The sequence below is a fragment of the Lactiplantibacillus pingfangensis genome (assembly GCF_005404945.1).
Taxonomy (GTDB): domain Bacteria; phylum Bacillota; class Bacilli; order Lactobacillales; family Lactobacillaceae; genus Lactiplantibacillus; species Lactiplantibacillus pingfangensis.
Genome location: NZ_BJDG01000013.1, coordinates 12,801 through 35,946 on the forward strand (window position 1 = coordinate 12,801; position 23,146 = coordinate 35,946).

19 protein-coding genes and 1 tRNA gene are annotated in these 23,146 nt (G+C 43.5%); 10 read left to right on the forward strand and 10 right to left on the reverse strand.

From position 1 onward, the window contains the following. The first annotated feature begins 315 nt into the window (after positions 1-315). Together FFM74_RS07425 and FFM74_RS07430 are read left to right on the forward strand one after the other, a co-directional pair. Positions 316-1,059 (forward strand): MurR/RpiR family transcriptional regulator, encoded by a 744-nt coding sequence (locus FFM74_RS07425; protein WP_137626000.1) that lies wholly within the window; start codon positions 316-318, stop codon positions 1,057-1,059. A 160-nt stretch (positions 1,060-1,219) separates the two neighbouring features. Further along, positions 1,220-2,707: a glycoside hydrolase family 1 protein gene (locus FFM74_RS07430; RefSeq protein ID WP_137626001.1), complete on the forward strand. Its 1,488-nt coding sequence runs from the start codon at positions 1,220-1,222 to the stop codon at positions 2,705-2,707. 679 nt (positions 2,708-3,386) lie between these two features. Here the strand turns inward: FFM74_RS07430 and FFM74_RS07435 are convergent. Then, entirely contained in the window at positions 3,387-3,917 is a 531-nt protein-coding gene (locus FFM74_RS07435) for a MarR family winged helix-turn-helix transcriptional regulator (protein ID WP_223877193.1), read from the reverse strand. A 134-nt stretch (positions 3,918-4,051) separates the two neighbouring features. On the opposite strand from FFM74_RS07435, the gene FFM74_RS07440 reads away from it, so the two are divergent. The 4 genes from FFM74_RS07440 to ppx all read left to right on the forward strand — a co-directional run bounded on the left by FFM74_RS07440 (position 4,052) and on the right by ppx (position 9,702). Continuing rightward, a complete protein-coding gene (locus FFM74_RS07440) occupies positions 4,052-4,861 on the forward strand; it encodes a LicD family protein (RefSeq protein ID WP_137626002.1) in 810 nt (269 codons plus the stop codon). Between the two features lie 198 nt (positions 4,862-5,059). Next, positions 5,060-6,589 (forward strand): Ppx/GppA phosphatase family protein, encoded by a 1,530-nt coding sequence (locus FFM74_RS07445; RefSeq protein ID WP_137626003.1) that lies wholly within the window; start codon positions 5,060-5,062, stop codon positions 6,587-6,589. A 1-nt stretch (position 6,590) separates the two neighbouring features. Continuing rightward, positions 6,591-8,747 (forward strand): RNA degradosome polyphosphate kinase, encoded by a 2,157-nt coding sequence (locus FFM74_RS07450; protein WP_137626004.1) that lies wholly within the window; start codon positions 6,591-6,593, stop codon positions 8,745-8,747. A 1-nt stretch (position 8,748) separates the two neighbouring features. Beyond that, entirely contained in the window at positions 8,749-9,702 is a 954-nt protein-coding gene (gene ppx / locus FFM74_RS07455) for an exopolyphosphatase (protein WP_137626057.1), read from the forward strand. 1,405 nt (positions 9,703-11,107) lie between these two features. Here the strand turns inward: ppx and FFM74_RS07460 are convergent. Further along, entirely contained in the window at positions 11,108-11,539 is a 432-nt protein-coding gene (locus FFM74_RS07460) for a universal stress protein (protein ID WP_137626005.1), read from the reverse strand. A 2-nt stretch (positions 11,540-11,541) separates the two neighbouring features. Then, positions 11,542-13,128: an Nramp family divalent metal transporter gene (locus tag FFM74_RS07465; RefSeq protein ID WP_137626006.1), complete on the reverse strand. Its 1,587-nt coding sequence runs from the start codon at positions 13,126-13,128 to the stop codon at positions 11,542-11,544. A gap of 121 nt (positions 13,129-13,249) precedes the next feature. Here FFM74_RS07465 and FFM74_RS07470 point away from each other — a divergent pair, with 121 nt between their 5' ends. Continuing rightward, positions 13,250-13,915: a metal-dependent transcriptional regulator gene (locus FFM74_RS07470; protein WP_137626007.1), complete on the forward strand. Its 666-nt coding sequence runs from the start codon at positions 13,250-13,252 to the stop codon at positions 13,913-13,915. 181 nt (positions 13,916-14,096) lie between these two features. After that, positions 14,097-15,494 carry a DHA2 family efflux MFS transporter permease subunit gene (locus tag FFM74_RS07475; protein WP_137626008.1) on the forward strand — a complete coding sequence of 466 codons (1,398 nt, stop codon included), beginning with the start codon at positions 14,097-14,099 and terminating at the stop codon, positions 15,492-15,494. Between the two features lie 70 nt (positions 15,495-15,564). Here FFM74_RS07475 and FFM74_RS07480 read toward each other — a convergent pair whose 3' ends face one another. The 4 genes from FFM74_RS07480 to FFM74_RS07495 all read right to left on the reverse strand — a co-directional run bounded on the left by FFM74_RS07480 (position 15,565) and on the right by FFM74_RS07495 (position 17,453). After that, the gene (locus FFM74_RS07480) at positions 15,565-15,768 is read right to left on the reverse strand and encodes a hypothetical protein (RefSeq protein ID WP_137626009.1); all 204 of its coding nucleotides are present in this window, start codon (positions 15,766-15,768) and stop codon (positions 15,565-15,567) included. A 97-nt stretch (positions 15,769-15,865) separates the two neighbouring features. Further along, entirely contained in the window at positions 15,866-16,288 is a 423-nt protein-coding gene (locus FFM74_RS07485; protein ID WP_137606199.1) for a Spx/MgsR family RNA polymerase-binding regulatory protein, read from the reverse strand. 211 nt (positions 16,289-16,499) lie between these two features. Continuing rightward, positions 16,500-16,571: transfer RNA gene (locus FFM74_RS07490), tRNA-Asn, on the reverse strand. A gap of 99 nt (positions 16,572-16,670) precedes the next feature. Beyond that, the gene (locus FFM74_RS07495) at positions 16,671-17,453 is read right to left on the reverse strand and encodes a hypothetical protein (RefSeq protein ID WP_137626010.1); all 783 of its coding nucleotides are present in this window, start codon (positions 17,451-17,453) and stop codon (positions 16,671-16,673) included. 319 nt (positions 17,454-17,772) lie between these two features. On the opposite strand from FFM74_RS07495, the gene glpK reads away from it, so the two are divergent. Further along, positions 17,773-19,284 (forward strand): glycerol kinase GlpK, encoded by a 1,512-nt coding sequence (gene glpK / locus FFM74_RS07500; RefSeq protein WP_137626011.1) that lies wholly within the window; start codon positions 17,773-17,775, stop codon positions 19,282-19,284. Between the two features lie 49 nt (positions 19,285-19,333). On the opposite strand, the gene FFM74_RS07505 is transcribed toward glpK, so the two are convergent. From FFM74_RS07505 to FFM74_RS07515, 3 genes are all read right to left on the reverse strand, one after another. Then, on the reverse strand, positions 19,334-19,882 hold the full coding sequence (locus FFM74_RS07505; RefSeq protein ID WP_137626012.1) for a TMEM175 family protein: 549 nt from the start codon (positions 19,880-19,882) through the stop codon (positions 19,334-19,336). A 4-nt stretch (positions 19,883-19,886) separates the two neighbouring features. Next, positions 19,887-20,639, reverse strand: coding sequence for a nitroreductase family protein (locus FFM74_RS07510; protein ID WP_137626013.1), 753 nt, complete (start codon positions 20,637-20,639; stop codon positions 19,887-19,889). 127 nt (positions 20,640-20,766) lie between these two features. Next, entirely contained in the window at positions 20,767-21,075 is a 309-nt protein-coding gene (locus FFM74_RS07515) for a hypothetical protein (protein ID WP_137626014.1), read from the reverse strand. Positions 21,076-22,104: 1,029 nt separating this feature from the next. Between FFM74_RS07515 and FFM74_RS07520 the strand changes: the two genes are divergently transcribed. Continuing rightward, the gene (locus tag FFM74_RS07520) at positions 22,105-23,124 is read left to right on the forward strand and encodes an aldose epimerase family protein (protein ID WP_137626015.1); all 1,020 of its coding nucleotides are present in this window, start codon (positions 22,105-22,107) and stop codon (positions 23,122-23,124) included. Positions 23,125-23,146 lie beyond the last annotated feature (22 nt).

Sequence of the window (23,146 nt, forward strand, 5' to 3'; positions counted from 1 at the left end):
CGCTAGCGTTAAACTGTAAGTGGTTACATGTCGATTATCATTAAATTACTTTGGGGATGATTAAAATGGCAAGTTCCAAATTTAGTGCAATTTTCTTTTTTATTTTATATTCAGTGTTACTCTTTTTGGTTTTGACGATGCACAATATGGCCGCGATGATTATCATGGGAATTGGGATGTTCCTCGAAGGTTGCGAGGGACTCTACTGCAACTTTTTTAAACATTAGCGAAGACCAACGCGCGTGAGAATGTCACCATCCTCACGCGCGTTTGTGTATAATTAATGTAATCGCTTTACTAAAGGAGTTTTTTGACATGGCATTTTTCGGTTATAACGACGCCAAAACCTTGGTCGGCGTGGATGTCGCAATCTATGACTATATTTTGACCCACGAAAGTCGCATCCCATTGATGCACGTTCGTGATCTCGCAACCGGTGCACACGTTTCTAATTCATCCGTGATGCGCTTCGTCCAAAAAATGGGGTATAGCAGCTTCCCAGAATTTAAAATTGCCTGCCATAAACAATCACTAGAAACCTCGTCGGATTTAGAAACTGGTGTGCAATTACTGACAGCTGAAACTTTTCCCAGTACCTTACAGCGCGACTTAGACCTAGTCGCCCAGACAGTTTTAGCCGCAAATAACGTGATTTTTACTGGTACCGGTTCCTCAGCTAATGTGGCCGAATATGCCAGCCGTTTGACTTCAACACTTGGTATCAACAGCTTCCCAGTAACTGATCCCTACTACCCACTCATTCCACAACTTAAACAAACCAGTAAAAATGTCTTAATCACCTTGTCCGTTTCCGGTCAGGCCGCAGAAGTGCTTGGAATGTTACGTCAATTTCAAAATGACGCTACCACGACATTGATTAGTATTACTGGTCATCGCGATAGCCCGATTGCAAAGTTAAGTACTACCGTTCTCACGTATCATACTACGGAACGCCGCATTCATGGTCACTACGATTTAACTAGTCAACTACCGGCAATGACCATTGTAGAGGCCCTTGCAAGGACGATTCGACGGCAGGCACAACTGCCACATCATTAAATACGCCCTAATCAGTGCAAAATAGCTGGTCTGTTCCAACCTGATGGTACAACTTGTCAAAAGCAGCTAAAGGCCTAGGAAACAACTTTGTTAGCGCTTATAATTAGGCCATCAACTGACATTAGATTCATCAACATTAACGCATGAAAGGCGGGCAATTATGGCATTTAAAACGAATTTTCTCTGGGGTGGCGCAACCGCAGCCAACCAATTTGAAGGCGCATACTTAACGGATGGTAAGGGGCTGAGTACGGCCGACGTCATGACAGCTGGGGCCTATGATCATCCTCGGCAAGTCACTTGGAAAAACCCAATCACTGGTGAAACCGGTGCTACGGACTTTGGCTTCTTTACGGACAAACGCCAAGTACCAGTTGGCACTATTCCCGCGGTTATCGCCGACAACTACTATCCAAGTCATACCGCTACTGATTTTTATCATCACTACGCTGAAGACATCAAGTTAATGGCCGAGATGGGGTTCAAAACTTTCCGGCTAAGCCTCAATTGGTCACGGATCTTCCCAAATGGTGATGATGCAACGCCTAATGAAGCTGGCCTCGCCTTTTACGACCGCGTCTTTGCAGAATGTCAAAAATACCACATTGAACCATTAGTCACGTTATCTCATTATGAAACACCGTTAAATCTCGCCATCAAGTACAACGGTTGGGCTGATCGGCAGTTAATCGGTTTCTTTGTCAACTATGCCAAATTAGTCATGAACCGTTACCATGATCAAGTCAAATACTGGTTGACTTTTAACGAAATCAACTTGATGGATAACGCACCCTTCTTGGCCGGTGGTGTAATTGACGGCTCACCACAAAACCGAGCTCAAGCGGCACATAATCAATTTGTTGCGAGTGCCCTAACCGTTCAAGCCGCCCACGCGATTGACACAACGATTCAAGTTGGACAGATGCTTGCCTACAGTCCGTTATACGCTTACACGGCCGATCCAGCTGACCAACTTAAGGTACAACTGCAACAACAAGCTACACTTTTCTATAGTGATGTCCAAATCGGTGGTCATTATCCAAACTATCGTCTCAATCAGTATGCTCGTGACGGTATCAAGTTAGATGACCGTCACGAAGATTATGCCTTGCTAGCCAAGTACCCAGCAGATTTCTTAAGCTTCTCTTGCTACGGTTCTAATACCGTCACGACCCATGAAGATAAAGGCAACGCGGCGGGTAACTTTATGACTGGTGTCAAGAATCCCTATTTGGAAACCAATGCTTGGGGTTGGGCAACCGACCCCGACGTGCTACGGATTGCGCTGAATACCCTCTTCGACCGTTACCATAAACCATTATGGATTGTGGAAAACGGGATTGGTTGGGCCGATGAGCTCACAGCCGATCAAAAAGTCCATGACGATTATCGCATCAAATACTTGCAAGCAAACTTAAGCTCAATGCGCGATGCCGTCACGATTGACGGTGTCGACCTCATGGGTTACACCATGTGGGGCTGCATTGACTTAGTTTCCGCTGGCACGGGTGAAATGAAGAAACGTTACGGCTTCGTTTACGTTGACCGCGATGATCGTGGTAACGGCAGTTTGAAACGCCTGCCAAAAGATTCCTTCTACTGGTACAAAAAAGTTATTGCCAACAATGGTTCAGATTTAAGCCACTAACTTGGTGTTGATTGACTAGTCCCGTTGATCCTTCTGACCTTTTGGACAATGCGCACCAGCCTGTAAGACTTAGCCAGTCAGACAAGTTGGCCTAGTAGTTAACACCATGCCTAAATAGTTAAGCAGCCCATTCAATCAAAAATGGACTGCTTTTTTAATTGGTTAAATTACCATTCCGAGTTTACTTGCCGCTACCACACTTAATTCATTGTGCCCAACTCATGGCCGCTTGTCGTTAAAATAAGGCTGACGGCACAAGCAGGTTACTGAAGATTGAAAGAACAAAAGGACTCGTAAACACTGTCATATAGGCAACAGGCACTGCCAAATCAGTGGTAATCCCACTCCGGCAGGCAGAATCGCTAAATCTAGTCTAAAAACGGTTAAATTAGCTGGAAGTCGCCGCTGATAGCATCGGTCGTGAAGGTGGCGTTGGGTCGGCATGTTTCTTGCCGGCGTTACGCAGCGGACGGTCCAGGACACTTGCGATTTGTGCAAGTGTTCTGGGCGAGGACCAAGACGTTCTTCAGGCTTGGCCCGGTCCCGCGGCCGCATGTTATCAGTGGCGACTGGAAGCGGCACTATCAAGTAATCTTCATGCCCTAATCATTGATGTGGCAGCAGTTACTAGCGATTCTGATCTTTCAACCTTTAGCAGGTTACTGAAAAGTGACCCAAATCACCGGTAATGTAAGTCATCGTCACCAGTTTGACTCAATTGCATGACTTGATTACTAATTGTTTCCATCATCGTTAAGGCTTCATTAATTTGCGATTCCCCCAACTTATCCACCCACTTGTCAAAATGCGACGTAATCGCCGAACTGACAATTATTTCAACCCGTTGGCCGGCCTCCGTCAAATGTAAATAGAGCCGCCGGCGGTCTTGTGGATCTGGGACTTGAAACACGTAATGTTGCGCTAATAGCGCCTTAATTTGGCGTGAAATTGCACTTCTGGTTACTTGTCGTTGCAACGCAATATCATTTAACGTTACTGCTTCCGTTGTCGCAATTCGCCGTAAAATCAGAAATTGCTCAAACGACAGCTTATTTTGATTCAATGGCCAAGCAACCAAATCCGCCATAATTTTGGTTGTATTTTGATAGGCCTCAAAATAGTTGTTTAATAATTTGCTCAAATCAGCATTTGTCATTGCACTCACCATCATTTCAAATTTGCCTTCATAGCATTTTTTAGAATATAACATGCCTTTAACCAATTTGCACAGAATCACCCGCACATTCCCCGGATTTGCCTATGTAAAGCATCCTGCCTAACAATTCAGGCTTACAAAGTGTATGATAGACAGTGAGGAAACGCTTACGAAAAGGAGCTGAGAAAATGTCTCTTTCACCCCTGCATCAAGTCGAATTAGACCTCATGCAAACCGTGATTAATATTTGTGACACGGAAAAAATCGACTACTTCCTAATCGGTGGTTCATTACTTGGCACCATTCGTCATCGAGGTTTTATCCCCTGGGACGATGACATTGATATTGGCATGCGTCGGAGTGAGTATCAACGCTTTATTACCGTTGCCAATCGCTACCTTGATCCAAATGAGGACTTTCTTCAAACTGGTGCCAGTGATCCCGACTACGGCCTCAGCTATATGAAGTTGCTAGACGTGAACACCTACATTGAAGAAAAAAATAACGTTAATAATGCCTTTAAAGGTGTCTTTGTCGATATTTTTCCCTTTGACAAAATTCCAGATGATGAGGCCCTCCGTCGTTCCCAACTGATGCATTATAAGTTGGAAGACGCCGCTATCTTATTACGTTTGAACTACAACTTTGTCAAAACACCGTTGCGACACATGCTGAAAAAGAAAACCGCCCAACAATTGGCGGAAGTCAATGCGTTGAAGCAAGATCGTGAAGGTTATATGCGACTTTACGAACAATCCGATTCACGCACTTACAAAAACTTGGCTTCACAATATGATTACGACAAGGAAATTTTGTCACATGCAGAATTAACTGACCTGGTGGACGCGCCTTTTGAAAACATCACCGTTAAGATCCCACGAGCCTATGACGAAATTTTGACGCGCATGTATGGTGATTACCAACAATTACCGCCAGTTGATCAACGAGTTGAAAAACATCTGAACAAACTAATTATTAATAATCACGAAATTTTGTAGACAGCACTAGTGCGGTTCAGAAACGGCTCGTTTGTTGCTGAACTGCGCTTTTTTTAGTGTTAACCAAATCTTTACAGAGATAAAAAAATTTTTACGCCTTTTTGATGGAAATATACAGCCTTTTGCGTATGGTAAACTGGAGTAGCTTGTTTTTTTACTTTTCCAATACATACCATAAGACTTGAATGGGGGATTAACATGGCAGCAAAATTATTTGGGATTATGATGATCAACGTACAGAGTATTGAGCTTTCCATCGTCAATTTGCGCACACTGCGACAGGTCGAACGGGTACGGTCAGACGTCTCATTAGGCGAAGATATTTACGATCAACATACCATTGACTACGACTCGGTTGAACAGGCAACACAGGCCTTAACAGGCTTTATTCAGATCATGCATGACTATGGCGTTAAAGATTATCATTTATGGGGATCATGGTCACTGTCATCTGCGAACAATGCTGATTATATTCAGGACCAGTTATTTGTCCGCACTGGTTTAAAAATTGATTGGCTTTCTAGCAGTCAGGAAACATACTTACGATCGGCGGCAGTCGCCGTTCATTTTCCAAAATTCAAACAAATGATTGAATCACCAACTTACTTATTAGGGATCAATTCTGGTAGCGTTGGGATTTCGCATTACGACCACGGCACCTTCGCCTTCTCACGCAGTTTACGATTGGGACCCGTTCGAATTGCCGAAGTTCTGGAAGACTTACAATCTAGTGTGCCGAATTATGTTGAAGTCTTGGACGACTATATTTCTAGTCAGATTTCCGACTTTGGCCGATTTCTACCAGCAACGCGTCAACAACCTAGTAACGTTGTGATGTTGGGCGTGGCCCCTTTCTCCAACTTATTCCAACGGCAACAGTCTAAGGCTGGCGTTGAAGAACTGAGCAAAGCCGACTTTAAGACGCTCTACGCCGACGTGATTAATGCCTCCGACCAATACTTGATGGATAAGTACGAAGTGGACGAAAACGACGTCCGCTTGATTATCCCAGAACTTTTATTAGTCAACGAATTATTGCAGCTGACCAATGCTGAAACCATTTGGCTTGGCAACGTGACCGCCTTAGATGGCCTCATTATTCAAGAAGCCGTCAAACTTGGTTATAAAAAATACAACTTTAACGATCAAATCGTGACGGCTGCTAAAAACTTAGCCGACCGTTACAATGTTGAACCCAAGCACAGAGACTTAGTCACCAAGTTTTCAATGCATTTATTTGATCAACTCAAGCCCTTGCATCACTTAGGCAAGCGTGACCGCTTACTCTTACAAGTTGCGTCAATCGTGCATGATGTTGGGAGTTATATTGATCCGCATCAACATTATATGCACTCAGATTATATTTTACGGGCGACCGAGTTAACTGGGCTGACGAACGCTGAAAAGCAAACGATTGCCACGATTGCCCGTTATCACAGCGCACAAACGCCGTCTAAAGATATTAAACATTTTGAACATATGAGTTTGGAACAGCGTCTCGTTGTCTCTAAGTTGTCGGCAATTTTACGGCTAGCGGATGCATTAGATGACGGTCGCCAGCAAAAGATTAGCAAGATTTCAGTTTCCATCAAAAATCCACAAGTCATCATCACTTGTTATGCGCATGACGATCTGTTTTTAGAGAATTGGGTTTTCTCACAAAAATCAGAGTTTTTCAAAGAGGTCTTCGGACTAACACCAGTTATTAAACGTCGGGGGGTACGTTAGGATGAACTATCAAAAAGAGAGTTATTATACCAATCGTGAATTAAGTTGGATGGACTTCAACTATCGCGTTTTGGACGAAGCCCGCGACAAAGACAATCCATTGCTTGAACGGGTGCGTTTTTTAGGCATTACCCAAAGTAATCTGGACGAATTCTTTACCGTCCGCGTGGCGTCACTACGAAAGTTAGTTTCTGTGAACTATACCAAAACCGATTCCGCGGGCTTAACACCGGCCGATCAAGTGGCGGCAATTAGTGACCAAGCGCATGAAATGGTCAAACGTCAATACAACACCTTGAACCGCTCATTATTGCCACTGCTCGAACAACACGATATTAAGTTATTAACGATGCCCGAACTGACTGAGGAACAATTTAACTTCGTCAAAAACTATTTTGATGACGAATTATACCCCGCTTTGACACCAATGGCGGACGATTCCTCACGGCCGTTTCCCTTTATCGCCAATAACACCTTAAATATTGCCCTACGTATTTATAAAAATGGCAATAAAAAGGAACGAAAATTTGCCACCGTCCAAGTTCCTGATGTCTTTCCACGCGTCGTGGTCCTGCCTGGCGCAGAAAACCGCTTCATCTTGATTGAAGATATTATTAAAGCCTTTGTGGGCTCACTTTTCATCAACTACACCGTCAAAGAAACCAGTGCCTATCGGGTCATTCGCGACCTTGATTTGGACGTGGCTGAAGAAGATACTTCCGACTTATTGAAGGAAGTTCAAAAACAATTAAAAATGCGTGAACGTGGTAAAGTGATGCGGCTTGAAGTTGAAAAAACGATGAGTAAACATCAACGCACCCGTTTGGCGAAAGCCCTTGGAACCACTGAGAGCTCACTTTATGTCGTGAATGGCCCGCTTAACTTGACGTTCTTATCCAAATTAGTCAAATCAATCACCGGTCATGAAGACTTAAATTATCAAAAGTACCAGCCTTACTATCCGGCCGTTTATCGTGAAAAATCAATTTTCGACTTGATTAAGGATCACGATATTTTAATGCAATATCCTTATGATGATTTTCAGCCAGTCGTCGACTTTATTCACGAAGCCGCCGAAGACAAAAACGTGTTAGCGATTAAGATGACCCTTTACCGTGTTTCGGCGGATTCTCCGATCATCAAATATTTGGGGCAAGCGGCTCAAAATGGCAAGCAAGTAACCGTCTTAGTCGAAGTTAAGGCTCGTTTTGATGAAGAAAACAACGTGCATTGGGCGAAGAAGCTGGAAGAAATGGGTTGCCACGTCATCTATGGGCTAATCGGCCTGAAAACCCATTGTAAGTTAGCCCTAGTCGTTCGGCGCGAAAACGAAGGCATCAAACGTTACATGCATATGGGAACTGGGAACTATAACGATGTGACCGCCCACTTCTATACCGACCTAGGCCTATTTACCGCCGATACCGATATGGGCATTGACGCCTCCAACATTTTTAACATGTTGTCAGGTTATTCGGAACCACCATATTTCCACAAATTGCACATTTCGCCAGACGGCATTCGGGAGTTTATTAACGAAAAACTCGACGCCGAAATTGCGATTGCCAAAGCTGGTCGGCCGGCGGTAGTCAAAATGAAAATGAACTCACTTTCTGACCCGCAGATTATTAGCAAACTCTATGAAGCTTCACATGCGGGCGTTAAGATTCAGTTGATTATTCGGGGTATCTGCTGCCTGCGGACTGGCATCAAGGGAATTTCCGATAACATTGAAGTACACTCAATTATTGGCCGGCTGTTGGAACATAGTCGTATTTATTACTTCAGTAATGATGGCGAGCCACAAATTTATTTATCGAGTGCCGATATGATGACCCGTAATTTGAATCGACGGGTGGAATTACTTTTCCCACTACTGCAATCAGAAATCAGCGATCGCGCCATGACCATTTTTGACACCATGTGGCATGATACGGTGAAGACTCGTATTTTACAGGCTGATAATAGCTATCAGAAGTGTGATCGGCGTGGCTTGCCATCACTGGATTCACAAGCAAGCTTCATGGCTGATGCGGAAAAACGCGTAGCGGCAGATCATCCAACGCCAACCGCAACCAGTACTGCGCATCAGTTTATTCCAATGATGAGCCCTAAGAATGAACCAAATACATTCAATGACGATGGCGGTGAACATTAATATGGAAAATTTTGCCGTAATTGATTTAGGCTCAAATTCTTGCCGGATGACCATTACCCAAGTTCAAGAAGATGGCAGTTATCAGGTTACCCATCGACTCAAGGAAATGGTTCGACTCTCTGAAAATGAGGATGAGACGGCAACCCCAACCTTGCACCCGGAAGCAATCGAACGCACGATTGCCGCATTACAATCTTTTAAAGCCGTTTACGAAAAATTACCGAATTTAACTTTAAAGGCAGTCGCAACCGCAGCAACGCGTAAAGCCAGCAATCAAAAAAAGTTTTTGAAACAGGTCAAAACCGCCGTTGGCTTAGATATTGAAGTCATTCCTGGAACCAGTGAAGCCTATTATGACTACGTCGGCGTGGTCAACACCTTACCGACCACCAACTGTGTCATGATGGATACTGGCGGTGGCAGTTGTGAACTTGTGTTGATTGTCAACGGACAGGCGAAGAACCTCATTAGCCTTCCGATTGGCGCCGTAAGTTTATCCGAAAAATTTGGACTAAATGATCAAATTTCGGCGAGTGCCCTCTTTGATGCGATGACTTTCGTTGATAAATTATTTAATAGTGTGTGGTGGCTTCGAAACGGACTCAACTTGCCGCTCGTTTGTCTTGGCGGCAGTAATCGGACCCTCGCCAAGATCAATCGTCGCAAGAGCAACTTCTTGAACTTCGAAGATATTCACGGTTATCGGTTGCGCGATGAAGCCATCTATCAAACCTTCAATGAAGTTTTGGCACAGGATGCTGCCGGACGTGCTAAGATTCCTGGCCTTGCCAAGGATCGCGCTGACATTATCGTCGGTGGTATGATTCCCGCCATCATGCTGATGCGCTTTTTAGATTCCGATCGCATTATCTTCTCACAAAATGGCTTACGTGAAGGCATTTTATTTGAACATTTGACCTCACTAGCCGAACAGAATAGCAAAGTTCCAGAATAGCCAGTCGATAACTGACTGCTGGGATTCGATGTTTTTTAAAATAGACGCTGGCACAAGCAAATTGTGCCGGCGTCTATTTAAATTATCATGATAATCGTCGGCTGTTGTCCCCTCACAGGTAATAATTAACTTTTCGATGTCAAAAACACCAAAACACTCCCATACTCGTAACGATTTCACTTGTATTCGCTATGACTATTTAGCAAAGCGCTACACTACTAGACTCGTTGTGCTATACCAATGTTAGTAAGCTTCAAGCTTTTCTCGGTTTGCTCTAAATTCATTACTTGTTTAGTCTTTTATATAAATTGATTCTCGAATAGTGCTAATTTCCGCCTACCGGGGGCTTCGTTTGGGGCTGGAACGCCATGAACCATTTTTGAGCCAAAGGGCGGTCTCAAAAGCTGGTTTTTGACTAACCGTGGACAAAATCACCACGCTAAGTCAAACGCCACGGCTGAGCCCCAAACGAAGCCCCCTCACGGCTAAAGATGTGCATTGTTTTGAATGACCAGTCATCCAAAAATTTTGACTAGGTGCCAACCGAACTAATCGAGGCTTAACCCCAGAACTAACACCAACTTAAGTCGTCACAAAGTTATTTGTCCTTTAGCTTTTCTTCAACCCTGCTAAAATTTGTGACATGGAAGACCGATTCTCTCTATTTGATGCGTGGCAACTCAATCAGAGATGCAGAGGCTTCTTTGTCAACAAATCTTCCTACCGAGAAAAATTTCATACTAACCCTATGCTAGCTGTAGGTTGCTGCTGATTACATCGGCTGAGAACCAAGACGTATCTGGCCTGGCACGGTCCTACGACCATATGACATCAGCAACAACAGGAAACCGCAACTTTGCGTCCATTAAACACCAGACTGACGGTTGAAAGGTTAATACTGGCTATCAATTCTAATTTAACAAGGTTTTATAAGTGAAATATTAATTACGGCGCTCAAAGAAAATATTCAAGATAGTTCTAAACATTCCTAACTGATGCCATTATTTTTAAGAATCAAATCAACTGTTTTTTAGTCTTTTATCTTGATAAACATTATCCTAGCTGGAGGGCGTCGCTGATTGCATCAGGCGTGAAAGTCCCGTTTGAGCGGCGTTTTTTGCCGGTCTTACAGGACGGACGGTCCGGGATAGTTGCGCCTTTCGCAACCATTCCGGGCGAAGTCCGCATGTAATCAGCGACGCCCGGAAGCGATAACGTTAACTTTTTTTCATTGCCAATGTACTAGTACGATCGCATGCTATCAGTGGCAACCGGAAGCGGCAACGTTGCTCACTCCCAATATTTTAGTCCAAAATAAAACCGCAACACCAAGCGTTTAGCCTGATGCTGCGGTTTAGTTCTTATGAAACTTAATTGGTACCTTCCCGTCCACTAACCTAACCCTTTAGCGAATAACGAGTACCGAAATTGGTGAATATTTAGCCATGTACGCGGCTTGACTACCGAAGCGTCGTGCAATGCCCTTTTTGGCAATTGATCCGATAATCAGTAAATCTGGTTGTAAATGTGGAATGACATCTTTTACGATGGTTTCACCAGGTTCGCCTTCAGCAATAATGCTCTTAACATGTTTTGCGCCGGCATCTTGGGCTTGTTTCTGGTATTTCAAAAGATGCTTTTGAAGCTCATCTCGTTCACCATGCACATAGTCCTTATTTAGAGCCTGATAAACATTCATTTCATCATTTTCCAAAATTGAGACAATAATTAATTCTGCATCGGTTTGAATCGCTTGCTGAATCGCGTATTCAAATGCCAACATGGCATCTGCTGAATCGTCAACCCCGACTAAAATCCGTTTAAAAGTTGTACTCATCTTTATTCACCATCCTTGGCTAAGGCAGCTTGTTGGGCAGCGTAACGTTTGTTGCCACGTTGTAAATCATAAACGGTCCAAGCAAGTAACGCTAAAATAGCCGCAACTAAAACATAAGCAATAATCTTTGAAAGAGTTTGTTCGCCAGCCGATGGATTATCCCCAAAGAATCCTAAAATGGCATCAGGCAAGCCAATCATGTTCAAGACCGTCAAACCGATGACTGATAACCAGCCTAAGCCTTTAATAATAAACGAGTTCTTAAAGCGATTACCCATTTCAACTTTACTGTCGGTCATCATCAATAATGGCAACATTGAGAATGGTAAGGCGAAGGCTAAGAAGACTTGCGAATTATTCATCAAATTATTCAAAGCCGTATGCTCATCAATCGCACTCTTACCACTTGTTAACATGACACAAATTAACACTGGAATAACTGAAATCAACCGGGTCACTAATCGACGTAACCAGAGTGGCATCCGCATGTGGACGAAACCTTCCATGATCACTTGACCAGTCAAGGTCCCAGTGATGGTCGAGTTTTGACCAGAAGCTAGTAAGGCAATCGCAAACAATGCTGAAAGTAAGCCAGACTTAGCAACGCCAATCAAAATACCATTACTTAACATTGACGTATTTGATAAAGCTTCATATAGACCGAAGAATGACGGGTCTTTAACCGCACCACTCTTGAAAACTGCCACACCCATGATTAAGAGTAAGGCATTGACGACAAAGGCAAATGTCAATTGAATATTTGAATCCCAAGCCGCAAACTTAACCGTCCGAGCCACATCTTCTTCATCACTGTGGTCGATCTTCCGAGTTTGTGAAATTGCGGAATGTAAATACAAGTTATGTGGCATAACCGTCGCACCAATAATCCCTAATGACCCGGATAATGGTGTCATTCCGGCTACGCTACGCGATGTCGAGAAGGTTTCAGCCGTTGGGACTAACCCTTTAATCACGCCACCCCAATCAGGGTTAGAAAGCGCAACTTGATAAACGAATACAAATAGAATGACAAGAATTAAACAAACCACAATAGCTTCAATTTTACGGAAACCAATTTTGGTCAATAATAGCAATACTAAAACATCAAAAACAGTAATGAACACCGCAACGACTAACGGAATTCCGAATAATAAATATAACGCGATTGCCGCCCCAATGACTTCCGCAATATCGGTTGCCATAATGGCAAATTCAGTCAGGATCCATAAAACAATCCCTAGTGTCTTACTGGTTCTGGCCCGAATCGCTTGCGCCAAATCCATCTGACTCACGATTCCAAGTTTAGCTGCCATGTATTGCAGCAACATCGCAATCAAACTTGAAATTAAGATGACAGACATTAACATGTACTGATAGTTTTGACCACCAGTGATTGACGTGGACCAGTTACCTGGATCCATGTAACCAACTGCGACTAACGCACCAGGACCAGAGTAGGCAAATAATGTTTTCCAGAAATTAAGGTTCTTGGGTACTTCGATTGACCCATTAATTTCTTCCAATGATGGGCCATTCGCATATTGAATTAGCTTATGCTTTTGGCCACTTGTAGCGTTTTCTTTGTTCAAGTAAAACTCCCCCTTTGTTTTGTTTGAATTAATTGAACAGTTGTTATTGTACTATAAATCATATAAAATGGAAATGTTTTTTAGGTGTGCCTAGAAAAAAGTTATCTTTGGGGGTTAATGTATGCGTGACAGTTTTAGCAATTATTTGAAAACCATTTATGAAGCAAGTTTTACAAAATCAATCACAACTAACAAGCAAGTTGCAACCTTGATGGGGGTATTACCGGGGTCTGTAACTGAAGCCGTTAGTAATCTCGTTGCCGCTGGTTTAGTTAATCGGCAAAAATATCATGGCATTTCTTTGACCGCGACCGGCTATCAAGAAGTCTGCCAGTTGATGTATCGCTATCGCCTCTGTGAAGTTTGGCTAGACCAAACCATTCACTTGCCGTTGCCGGCCATTCCAGAACAAGCCTGGTTGATGGCTGCAATTGATAACGCTGCGTTACTACAACAATTAGCGTTCAAGTTAAATCAGCCATCGCGGAGTCCCTTTGGCGGTAAACTAGTTTTACAAACCTTTGAACAAGCGTCTGAATGGCAATCTTTAGAGACCATTCTAGTTGGGCAAACAATTGTAATTGAGAGTTATTTGGAAAATCCCAGCACGATTCGCTACTGCCTACACAGCCAAATTGCGAGCCAACAAGTTTTTAAGTGTATTGGTCAAGCAACCGATATCGAAATGATGACCTTGTTAGATTCCCAACAACGTGAACTGCTGATTAGTACGGTGGTTGCCCGTCACATTTACGTGTCACTGATTGCCGATCACGACGCTTTTTAAAATTTTACTTACGTCAAAATCACCGATTGCGTTATACTTGATTAGTAATCAAAAAAATCAAGGTAATTGTTAATCAGATGCTTGTATATCTTTCAAACGGCCGCCGAGTTGTTCTCCGAGGGAAAAGTATCGTTTCAGTCATTGGAACGACCTTTGCCTTGAACAACTGGAGGTCTTTTTTATGTCAACTCGTTCAAAGTCAAGTCAATCCGCAACTAACCTTGCCATTTTTGGTGCAGCTGGACTCGCCTTTTGTGGCGTGCTTGTTGAAACTTCGATGAACGTCACTTTTCCAACCTTAATGCGTCAATTTCACGCGCCACTAGATACGGTTCAATGGGTTACTACCGCCTATTTACTGGCAGTCGCCGCAACGATGGTCATTGCGGCCTTCACTCAGCGTCGTTTTCAGTGGCGGACAATTATTAATGTGGGTGGGACTGGCTTTGTCCTTGGTGGCTTACTTTGCGCCACCGCACCAAATTTAGGGATCCTGCTCACCGGTCGCATTATCCAAGCAATTGGTACCGGCTTTTCATTGCCACTAGTTTTTGCTCAGATCATGACGCAAATTCCATTTGAGCAACAAGGCAAATATACCGGTACCGCCGGCATGTTAATTGCCTTAGCACCATCGCTTGGGCCAACCTATGGCGGTCTAGTCACGCAGCTGCTTTCCTGGCGCCTGATTTTCTGGATTACCTTACCAATTGGTCTGATTGCTTGGCTAGTCACGGCGAAACATATTCATCACCCGCACAAACCAGTAGCAATCGCTTTTCCTTGGGGACAATTTTTGTTAATCGTAGCCGCGTTAAGTTTAATGACCTTAGGCTTTAACAACGCTGGGACTAAGGGATTCTCAGCAGTGAATTGTTGGTTACCCTTGTTACTAGCAGGCATAGCACTCATTAGTTTTCTCATGAGTGCGGCTAAAAGTTCCCAGCCACTCATTAATATTTCAATTTTCAAAAATGGCGCTTTTAATCAGGCACTGGCAATCTATTTTTTAATTCAATTTATCCAAATTGGCTTAGCCTTCTTATTACCAAACTTTACCCAGTTGGCACTTGGCAAAAACGCCTTAATCTCAGGCCTGATGCTGTTAGCCGGTAGCTTAACCTCGGCCGTCTTATCGCCATTCACGGGGAAGTTTATGGATCGGGTGGGTATCGTCGTGCCATTAAGACTTGGCACTGGCTTCTTGCTATTAGCGACGTTATCGTTTGCGTTACTTGCTAAACAACTATCCATTCCAATTATCATTGGCTTATATCTCGTTTATCAAATTGGGTTCAGCCTGATGTTCAACAATACGCTGGCATATGGCCTGCAGCAATTGTCACCCGCCCGACTTGGTGACGGCAATGCGGCTTTCAATACCTTACAACAATATTCTGGTTCACTCGGAACAGCGCTCATGGCCGCGTTACTTGCAACCGGGGCAAAACTACTGCCACAGGCTGCCACGGTTACGCAGACCACTTTGGGCACGCAATTGGCACTCTGGCTATGTTTTGGTCTCATCTGCTTAGTCACACTGATTGCTTGGCTGATCAAGCCTGAAAAACAAAATTAATCAAAAAAGGTTGCTTGGTGGACTGGTTTTAACCAGTCATACCAAGCAACCTTTTTAGTTACCGCGTTATTTATTTACCGTGTTGTTCGTCTTGATCCTTTTTCCAACTATTGGGACTCCAAAGTTGGCCTTCCATCGACCCACGCAAACTTTCAATTTCAGCTTGTTGGTCTGCGATCACCTTCATAATGCCAGTGAGTATCGCGTCATTATCATCATTTTTTAACTTTTTCAGCTCAGTAATCGCCCACGCTGATTGATCTTGTTCGCTCATCATCAAAAACTCCTTTAAGTTAATCCAATCGTCTTAGTGCCTAACTTCACAGTGATAAAAAAGGACCCCAGCACTAACCGGGATCCCACGACGCGCATTAACCAACTGCTTGTTGGTCGTCATCGTATAGTTTTTGTTGAATTTGACGTAGTTCTGACTTACGCACTGAACGTGGCAAAAATGCCCGAATGTCTTCTTCATTGTACCCGATTTGTAAACGGCGACCATCATAAATGATTGGCCGTTTTAAAAGTTGTGGTTTTTCAACGAGCAAATCTAATAACTGGTTAAAACCGAGATCTGACAAGTCGATGTGCAATGCCTTGAAGGCTTTAGAACGCGTTGAAACAATGTCCTCGAAGCCATTTTCTGTTAGCCGGAGGATTTGTTTCAATTCATCGCGATCTAGAGGGTTCGCAATAATGTCGCGTTCATTGAAAGCAATGTTGTTAGCAACCAACCATGCGCGTGCACTACGGCTTGACTTGCTAGATGTTGAATAATATAAATTTACTGTCACGATGAATTCCTCCTAAGTTTGCAGTAAGCAGTTTTATTACTTACTTTTATATAGTAAGTATACGTTGTTAGTCAAGAATAGTCAAGGTTTGTCAGACAATTTTTTATGATGATTGTGTGACTTAAGTTTGAATAAATTCAAAACTAAACGACTGGCGACAAAAGCGGTATCTCAGTGACGAGATACCGCTCAAACCGCTTTGACTCACTAACTGCCCAGGCTGGGATCGAACCAGCGACCTCTTGATTAACAGTCAATTATTCTACCGCTGAACTACTGGGCAATTTTGCTACTCAATAGTTATAACACAGGCACCAAGTAGAAATCAATCATTTTTCTAATTTATTTTTAATTTGTTCACAGAGATTACTAATCTATAATCCTAGAGTGGGTATAGGCCGAAGCAAGACATCACTGTAAAATCATCTTTATTAATCACTTTCTGAATCGTGCTTCTAATGTCATACTCACTTAAGCTTGACCGTAAATCAAAGTAATAATCACCCTTGTCATTGTGGACAGAAAGCAACCATTTGCCCAATTCGTCAAACTGCTCGGTATCCGGCTCGCCCTGCTGATGGCGAAACATAACGTGAAAAGTGGGTTTCCAAGTACCCTCATCATTACCAGTCAGTTGCACCAACGCACGTACTTTTCGATGTAACCGTATCGCCGCGATAATGCTAGCAGTGACTAATAAACTAATAACCACCGTCAGGATCGCAAGACTGCTTAAAAAAATCGTGGCTGGAATCATCACGCGGGTTTGATTGGCGAGGACAATGGCCAGGCTTAACATCAACCAAAACCCAACCACCGCGCCATTGACACAATTCAAGGCATAATCTCTAGCTTGGCGAGTGACCTTTAAGCGATAATTATTGTCCGATTTCACAATCCGATCCTTGGCTGTCACTAGTGAATAGGCGACCGCAAATTTGTTGTGTTTAAACCGGTAACTCGCTAACGGGTGAAAGGACTCGGACATGGCCGTCAACGTCTCCGCTGGCAAATATTCTGATAGAACCCGGCCTGACTGGTTGCTAGCTTTGAATTGATAACGGCAACCGTCAATTTGAGTCAGCTGCAGTCCATTTTGGGCTTGCTGATTTAACCAGTGGCTTTCCGCTGCAGAACCTTTTAAAAAGAAACGTGTTTTTTGCATACACAGGGCCTCCATAACTTTTAAAGTTCACTCATTGGAAGTCCATTATAACTGGATTGGTCTATTTTTCAATTGGACACAAGTTTTTGTTAACTATCGAAACAAACCGCTAATTATTCGTAAGCCTGTTTGGTTGACAATGGTATCCCTTTCAATTTTAAAAAAATTGGTATAGTTAAAATTTATTAAAGAATTCAATTGTTAAATTAACAATTACCCTTAACCGATTATTCACAAATTTATGAAAGCATGCTACTATCAAACATAATGTTAACGATTTCAATTAACTCAAACTGCTTATAGATAGAAGGAAAACTGTATGACTGCCGAATATATCATGGCAATCGACGAAGGCACGACAAGCACTCGTGCCATTATTTTTGACCACGCTGGTCGCGAAGTCGCCGATTCGCAACGTGAATTTCCGCAATACTTCCCCCAGCCCGGCTGGGTTGAACACAATGCTAATGAAATTTGGAACGCCGTTTCCTCGACAATTGCCAACGTTTTTATCAACTCTGGCATCCATCCAAGTCAAATCAAAGGGATTGGGATTACCAACCAACGTGAAACCACCGTCGTCTGGGATAAACACACGGGACTGCCCATTTACAACGCCATCGTCTGGCAATCTCGTCAAACGGCACCGTTAGCCGATCAATTAATTGCTGATGGAGCCGGCGACTTAATTCACAAACACACTGGTCTCGTGACCGACGCCTATTTTTCTGCGACTAAAATTCGTTGGATTTTAGATCACGTTCCTGGCGCACAACAACGCGCTGAAAATGGTGACTTATTATTTGGCACAATTGATACTTGGCTAGTCTGGAAACTGACTGGTGGTGCCGCCCATGTCACCGATTATTCGAATGCGAGCCGTACGATGTTATTTAATATTCATCAACTACAGTGGGATGATGAAATTCTTAAATGCCTCAATATTCCTCGAGCAATGTTGCCAGCAGTTCGTTCAAACTCCGAAGTATACGGCATGACTAAAGACTATATTTTCTATGGTAGCGCCATTCCAATCAGCGGGATGGCTGGAGATCAACAAGCCGCATTATTTGGCCAAATGGGCTTCGAGACTGGGATGGTTAAGAACACCTACGGAACCGGTGCTTTTATTGTCATGAACATTGGCGAGCAGCCGCAACTTTCCGATAATAACTTATTGACCACGATTGCCTATGGTCTTGACGGCAAGATTACTTATGCCTTAGAAGGCTCTATTTTCGTCGCTGGTTCCGCGATTCAGTGGTTACGAGACGGCATGCAGCTCGTTGAATCTGCGCCGGATTCCGAAGCCTTGGCACGGGAATCTCATAATCACAATGAAATTTATGTCGTCCCCGCCTTTACCGGACTTGGCGCACCGTATTGGGATTCCACCACTCGCGGAGCCGTTTTTGGCTTAACCCGTGGTTCGACGCGAGCCGACTTTGTCAAAGCGACTTTACAATCACTTGCCTATCAATCCCGAGACGTCATTGACACGATGAAAAATGACGCCAATATCAATATTCCAACCTTAAAAGTTGATGGCGGCGCTGCTCGAAATGACTGGCTAATGCAATTTCAAGCGGATATTTCCAACGTTGAAATCCAACGGGCGGCCGACTTAGAAACGACTGCACTCGGCGCTGCCTTCCTAGCTGGCTTAGCGGTTGGCTACTGGTCAGACTTGGACGAGATCAAAGCCGCCCACCAAGTGGGAGATCAATTTTCACCACAGATGAGCGCCGCTGAACGCGAAAACCTTTATGCCGGTTGGCAAACCGCCGTTAAAGCGGCGCAGTTGTTTAAACACACACCGTATGAAGCCTAATAAAAACAGTAGTCAACACTTGAGCAATTTCAAGCGCTGACTACTGTTTTTATTTGGCCGGTTTTGGTGCAAACCAAACTAAAATATTGACCAACAATCCTAAAAATAAGAATGGTGGGTAGAAAAACGTCACAACTAACGTAATCGTATTGATCACAAACGATAATCGTTCCGACTGCAATAAGTTGCCCATATCCGTAATGTGATTCAATTTCACGACCTGGCGACGTAACAAAGCGGTGACGATATTATATAACACCATGTTCAGGACATATAGCACCCCAGCCACTCTTGAAAAGATGTCCGTCCCAAACCATGCAGTCGTCGCCGGCAACAATGACGCAAAGAATAATAATAAAATATTCAACCAAATCGTCTGGTTGTTAATGACTTTGACCTCACTGAACATGTAATGGTGATTAACCCACATGGTCGCAATAAAAATAAATGTTAACACATACGCACCAAATTGTGGTGCCATCGCAATGAGGGCCTGCCATGAATGGTTATCATTCGGCAAATGAATTTCTAAAACCAAGATTGTCAAAATAATAGCGATGACAGCATCCGTAAATGCCTCAAACCGTTCCTTTTTCATGCAATTAATCCCCTATTTCTGGTAAAAATCCCTGTCGGCGAGCAATCGTCAAAAAGTCCCGCCGCTTGGCAGCGGTTCCCAAGGCTTCACGGGTCATATCCGCTAAATGTTCATCGCGGGCCTGACTGCCACGTTGTTGATAGTAAGTATGCAGCCGCGCATCAAATTTAGTTAGTTCAGTTTGATAAGTAATTGGTTCAGCATAATGATCTTTAAATAGGACTGCCTCTAAGCCTAAACGTGGCTTGGACTCCGGTTGTGTGGCGGGGTAGCCAATCTGCAACCCGAACACCGGTAAGGTTAAAGCGGGTAATTTTAGCAAGTCAATCACCGCCTGAGTATCATTGTTGATTGAGCCTAAAACTACGCTACCTAAGCCTAGACTTTCAGTGACCATTACCATGGCTTCCGTCATTAAGGTAGCATCTTCCACACTGCCCATAAACCGATCCAATTCCGTTAGGGCACGTTTGGCAGTCGGGGTTGCCGCTAATTCAGCATTACGGTGCTGATCGGCCAACACAACTAGTAACCGTCCTTGGGTCGCCACCGCAGACCGCGTCGTAATCTTAGCAAGTGCCTCACGAGTTGCTGGCACGGTCACTTCAATCAAACTATACGCCTGTAAATATTGACTCGTTGGTGCATGTTGCGCCGTCGTAATGATTTTAGCTAAGATTGCGTCCGATACCGGCGCTGTCGTAAAATTTCGGTGCGTTCGGTGCGCCATTAAAATGTCACTCACTGAAGCTGTCATAACTTAATCCGTCCTATTCTTGAATAAATTAGCCACTCTTGGCATAACAATCAATCTTGATTTACCATACCACGTTCATCAAATCAGCACATAAAAAAAGCACCAGTTCTAACTGATGCCAATTGTTTTAACCAATATGGTTTTCCTTTAAAATCATGTCTACTTCTGCTTGCATGTCTTCGGTCTTAGTCCATTCTTCCCAATGATCCATCGACTCGTCTGGAATCTCAAAATTTTCATTGATATAGGCCTGATATTTTTCAACATGGGTTGAGTGCGGGATGTTCAATTGTAAAATTCGAACCTGCTTAATAAACCCACGTTCAGCAGCCAGCTCGGCACGACCGTTCATGACCATGTTGCCGATTTCCATATAAGTTGTGCCATCGTTACGCGTAATTTCCTGAATCAAATCCAAGACTTCATGATTTTTCAAAACAAATCCCTCACTTCATTTTTAGTATAGCTGGGGATACGGCGAGTGTCAAAAGTTGGTGACGGCAAGTAAGTGTCAAGTTTTTCTCGGTTTTCTCTAAACTCATTACTGATGGGCCTTTCATTCCCTTTGCTAATTGAATAGTGAATGACAGCTGATTTCCGCCTACCGGGGGCTTCGTTTGCGGCTGGAACGCCATGAACCAGTTTTGAGCCAAAAGGCGGTCTCAAAAGCTGGTTTTTGACTAACCGTGGACAAATCACCACGCTAAGTCAAACGCCACGGCTGAGCCCCAAACGAAACCCCCTCACGGCTAGAAACGTGCCTTATTTTGACTGCCTCTTTGTCACGCCCATCAGTTGTTAATAATCACATAATGTGTGGTCATTTAGGACTGCGGCAACACTAGCTATTTTTGATATCGCAGTCTCAAATACTTTGACGATGCATTTTCACAAAATTCAGCAGTGCACAAAAAACCACTATCCAAAGATAGTGGTCGGCATAAGAGAGAAAGAGAATTGATTAGAAGGTAACTAAATACCTTACAAACTAAGGATAATCGAAATTGTAAGCGTTGTCAACAGTTAGCAAAAATAAATACTTAAATTATTTGGGTTTAATGTTTAACTTGATCTTGCGACGCCCAATGTCAAATTTCATGCGACAATCATCATATTTAGTCGCCCTTTCACAACAGTTTTCAGCAGTACTGAGATTAATTAGTTCAGTTAACATTAACTAGTAGTCCCAGCTAATTACACAATCCGCCTTAATTCTTGCAAACTACATATTATAAATTAAATATACAGTTAACATTTTATTGTTAACGGCGATTTAATTGCGGTGACTTTCGACTGCCCGATAACCAGCACATATCCTTGTCCCACTGCTTCAAACGGCGTACTTGTGATAAAATTTACAAAACAATCGCTCATCAGCTATGTAATCGTTCGCATTCGCGTCAATAATGAAATATACTAATAGTATCAGCAGAATTGTCAGGCATGCATTGGAGTGAGTGAATCTATGAAGATAATTGAGCATCAGGCAAACGGGATAAATTATTACACATTAGTGAACAATCATCACATGAGTGTGACGATCATGGATTGGGGCGCCACGGTCACCGCGATTAAAACCCATGACAAAGATGGGCAGTACGCCAATGTCATCTTAGGTTTTGATGACGGTGAGGACTACATTACTTATCAATCGTTTTTTGGCGCGACGATTGCGCGAGTCGCCGGCGTCCTTAAAAATGCCCGTTGGCGTGGTCATGATCTCACCCAAAACTTTGGTGAGCACAATTTGAATGGCGGTAACATGCCCCAAATTTCCTTTGAACCTTGGTTCCTTGAACGCAAATTGCAGTCATCCGAACAAGTCGGCCTCGTCATGCAATATATCACGTTAGACGGCGAAAATGGCTTCCCGGGCACCATGACAATCACAGCCGACTTTATTCTCGACAATAACGGAAAATTTACCATCAGTTACACCGGTAAAAGTGACAAAGCGACACTCTTCAATCCGACGAACCACGCCTACTTCAATCTCAGTGGTGACGCTGAGCGTTTAATCGATCATCAAATTTTAAAAATCAACGCCGATGAATATTGCGCGCTTAACAAACACGGCATTCCAACCGGCAAATTACCTTGGGTCACCGGCTCACCGTTTGATTTCCGAGAACGCACTGAAATTGGGCCACAAATCTCCCACATTAAGGGAGGCCTGCACCACGGATTCGTCCTGAATGACACACCTTATCCACAAGTTGAATTATTGGACCGTGTTAGTGGCCGCAAAGTCACCTTACGGACTAATGCCAAGGCCATCGTTGTCTCCAGTGCGACCAACTATCGCGATGATCGTTATCGTTTAAATGGCGGGAAACCGATGCGCTCACAATTGGGGCTCTCTTTACAACCTCAGATGTTACCTGATGCCATTCATCACAAGGAATTCGGTAATATTATTATTGAACCCAATATTCCAGTGACGTATCAAACTGCCTATCAATTTTCAAATATTTATGATGTCTAACAGAAAACGGACTGGCAAAATG

Coding starts and splice junctions, on each gene's coding strand:
- FFM74_RS07435 (WP_223877193.1), bottom strand. CDS start 3,917: ATGTTATATTCTAAAAAATGCTATGAAGGCAAATTTGAAATGATGGTG.
- FFM74_RS07510 (WP_137626013.1), bottom strand. CDS start 20,639: ATGACAGCTTCAGTGAGTGACATTTTAATGGCGCACCGAACGCACCGA.
- FFM74_RS07425 (WP_137626000.1), top strand. CDS start 316: ATGGCATTTTTCGGTTATAACGACGCCAAAACCTTGGTCGGCGTGGAT.
- FFM74_RS07520 (WP_137626015.1), top strand. CDS start 22,105: ATGAAGATAATTGAGCATCAGGCAAACGGGATAAATTATTACACATTA.
- FFM74_RS07480 (WP_137626009.1), bottom strand. CDS start 15,768: ATGAGCGAACAAGATCAATCAGCGTGGGCGATTACTGAGCTGAAAAAG.
- FFM74_RS07505 (WP_137626012.1), bottom strand. CDS start 19,882: ATGAAAAAGGAACGGTTTGAGGCATTTACGGATGCTGTCATCGCTATT.
- FFM74_RS07445 (WP_137626003.1), top strand. CDS start 5,060: ATGGCAGCAAAATTATTTGGGATTATGATGATCAACGTACAGAGTATT.
- FFM74_RS07495 (WP_137626010.1), bottom strand. CDS start 17,453: ATGCAAAAAACACGTTTCTTTTTAAAAGGTTCTGCAGCGGAAAGCCAC.
- FFM74_RS07450 (WP_137626004.1), top strand. CDS start 6,591: ATGAACTATCAAAAAGAGAGTTATTATACCAATCGTGAATTAAGTTGG.
- ppx (WP_137626057.1), top strand. CDS start 8,749: ATGGAAAATTTTGCCGTAATTGATTTAGGCTCAAATTCTTGCCGGATG.
- FFM74_RS07440 (WP_137626002.1), top strand. CDS start 4,052: ATGTCTCTTTCACCCCTGCATCAAGTCGAATTAGACCTCATGCAAACC.
- FFM74_RS07470 (WP_137626007.1), top strand. CDS start 13,250: ATGCGTGACAGTTTTAGCAATTATTTGAAAACCATTTATGAAGCAAGT.
- FFM74_RS07460 (WP_137626005.1), bottom strand. CDS start 11,539: ATGAGTACAACTTTTAAACGGATTTTAGTCGGGGTTGACGATTCAGCA.
- glpK (WP_137626011.1), top strand. CDS start 17,773: ATGACTGCCGAATATATCATGGCAATCGACGAAGGCACGACAAGCACT.
- FFM74_RS07475 (WP_137626008.1), top strand. CDS start 14,097: ATGTCAACTCGTTCAAAGTCAAGTCAATCCGCAACTAACCTTGCCATT.
- FFM74_RS07430 (WP_137626001.1), top strand. CDS start 1,220: ATGGCATTTAAAACGAATTTTCTCTGGGGTGGCGCAACCGCAGCCAAC.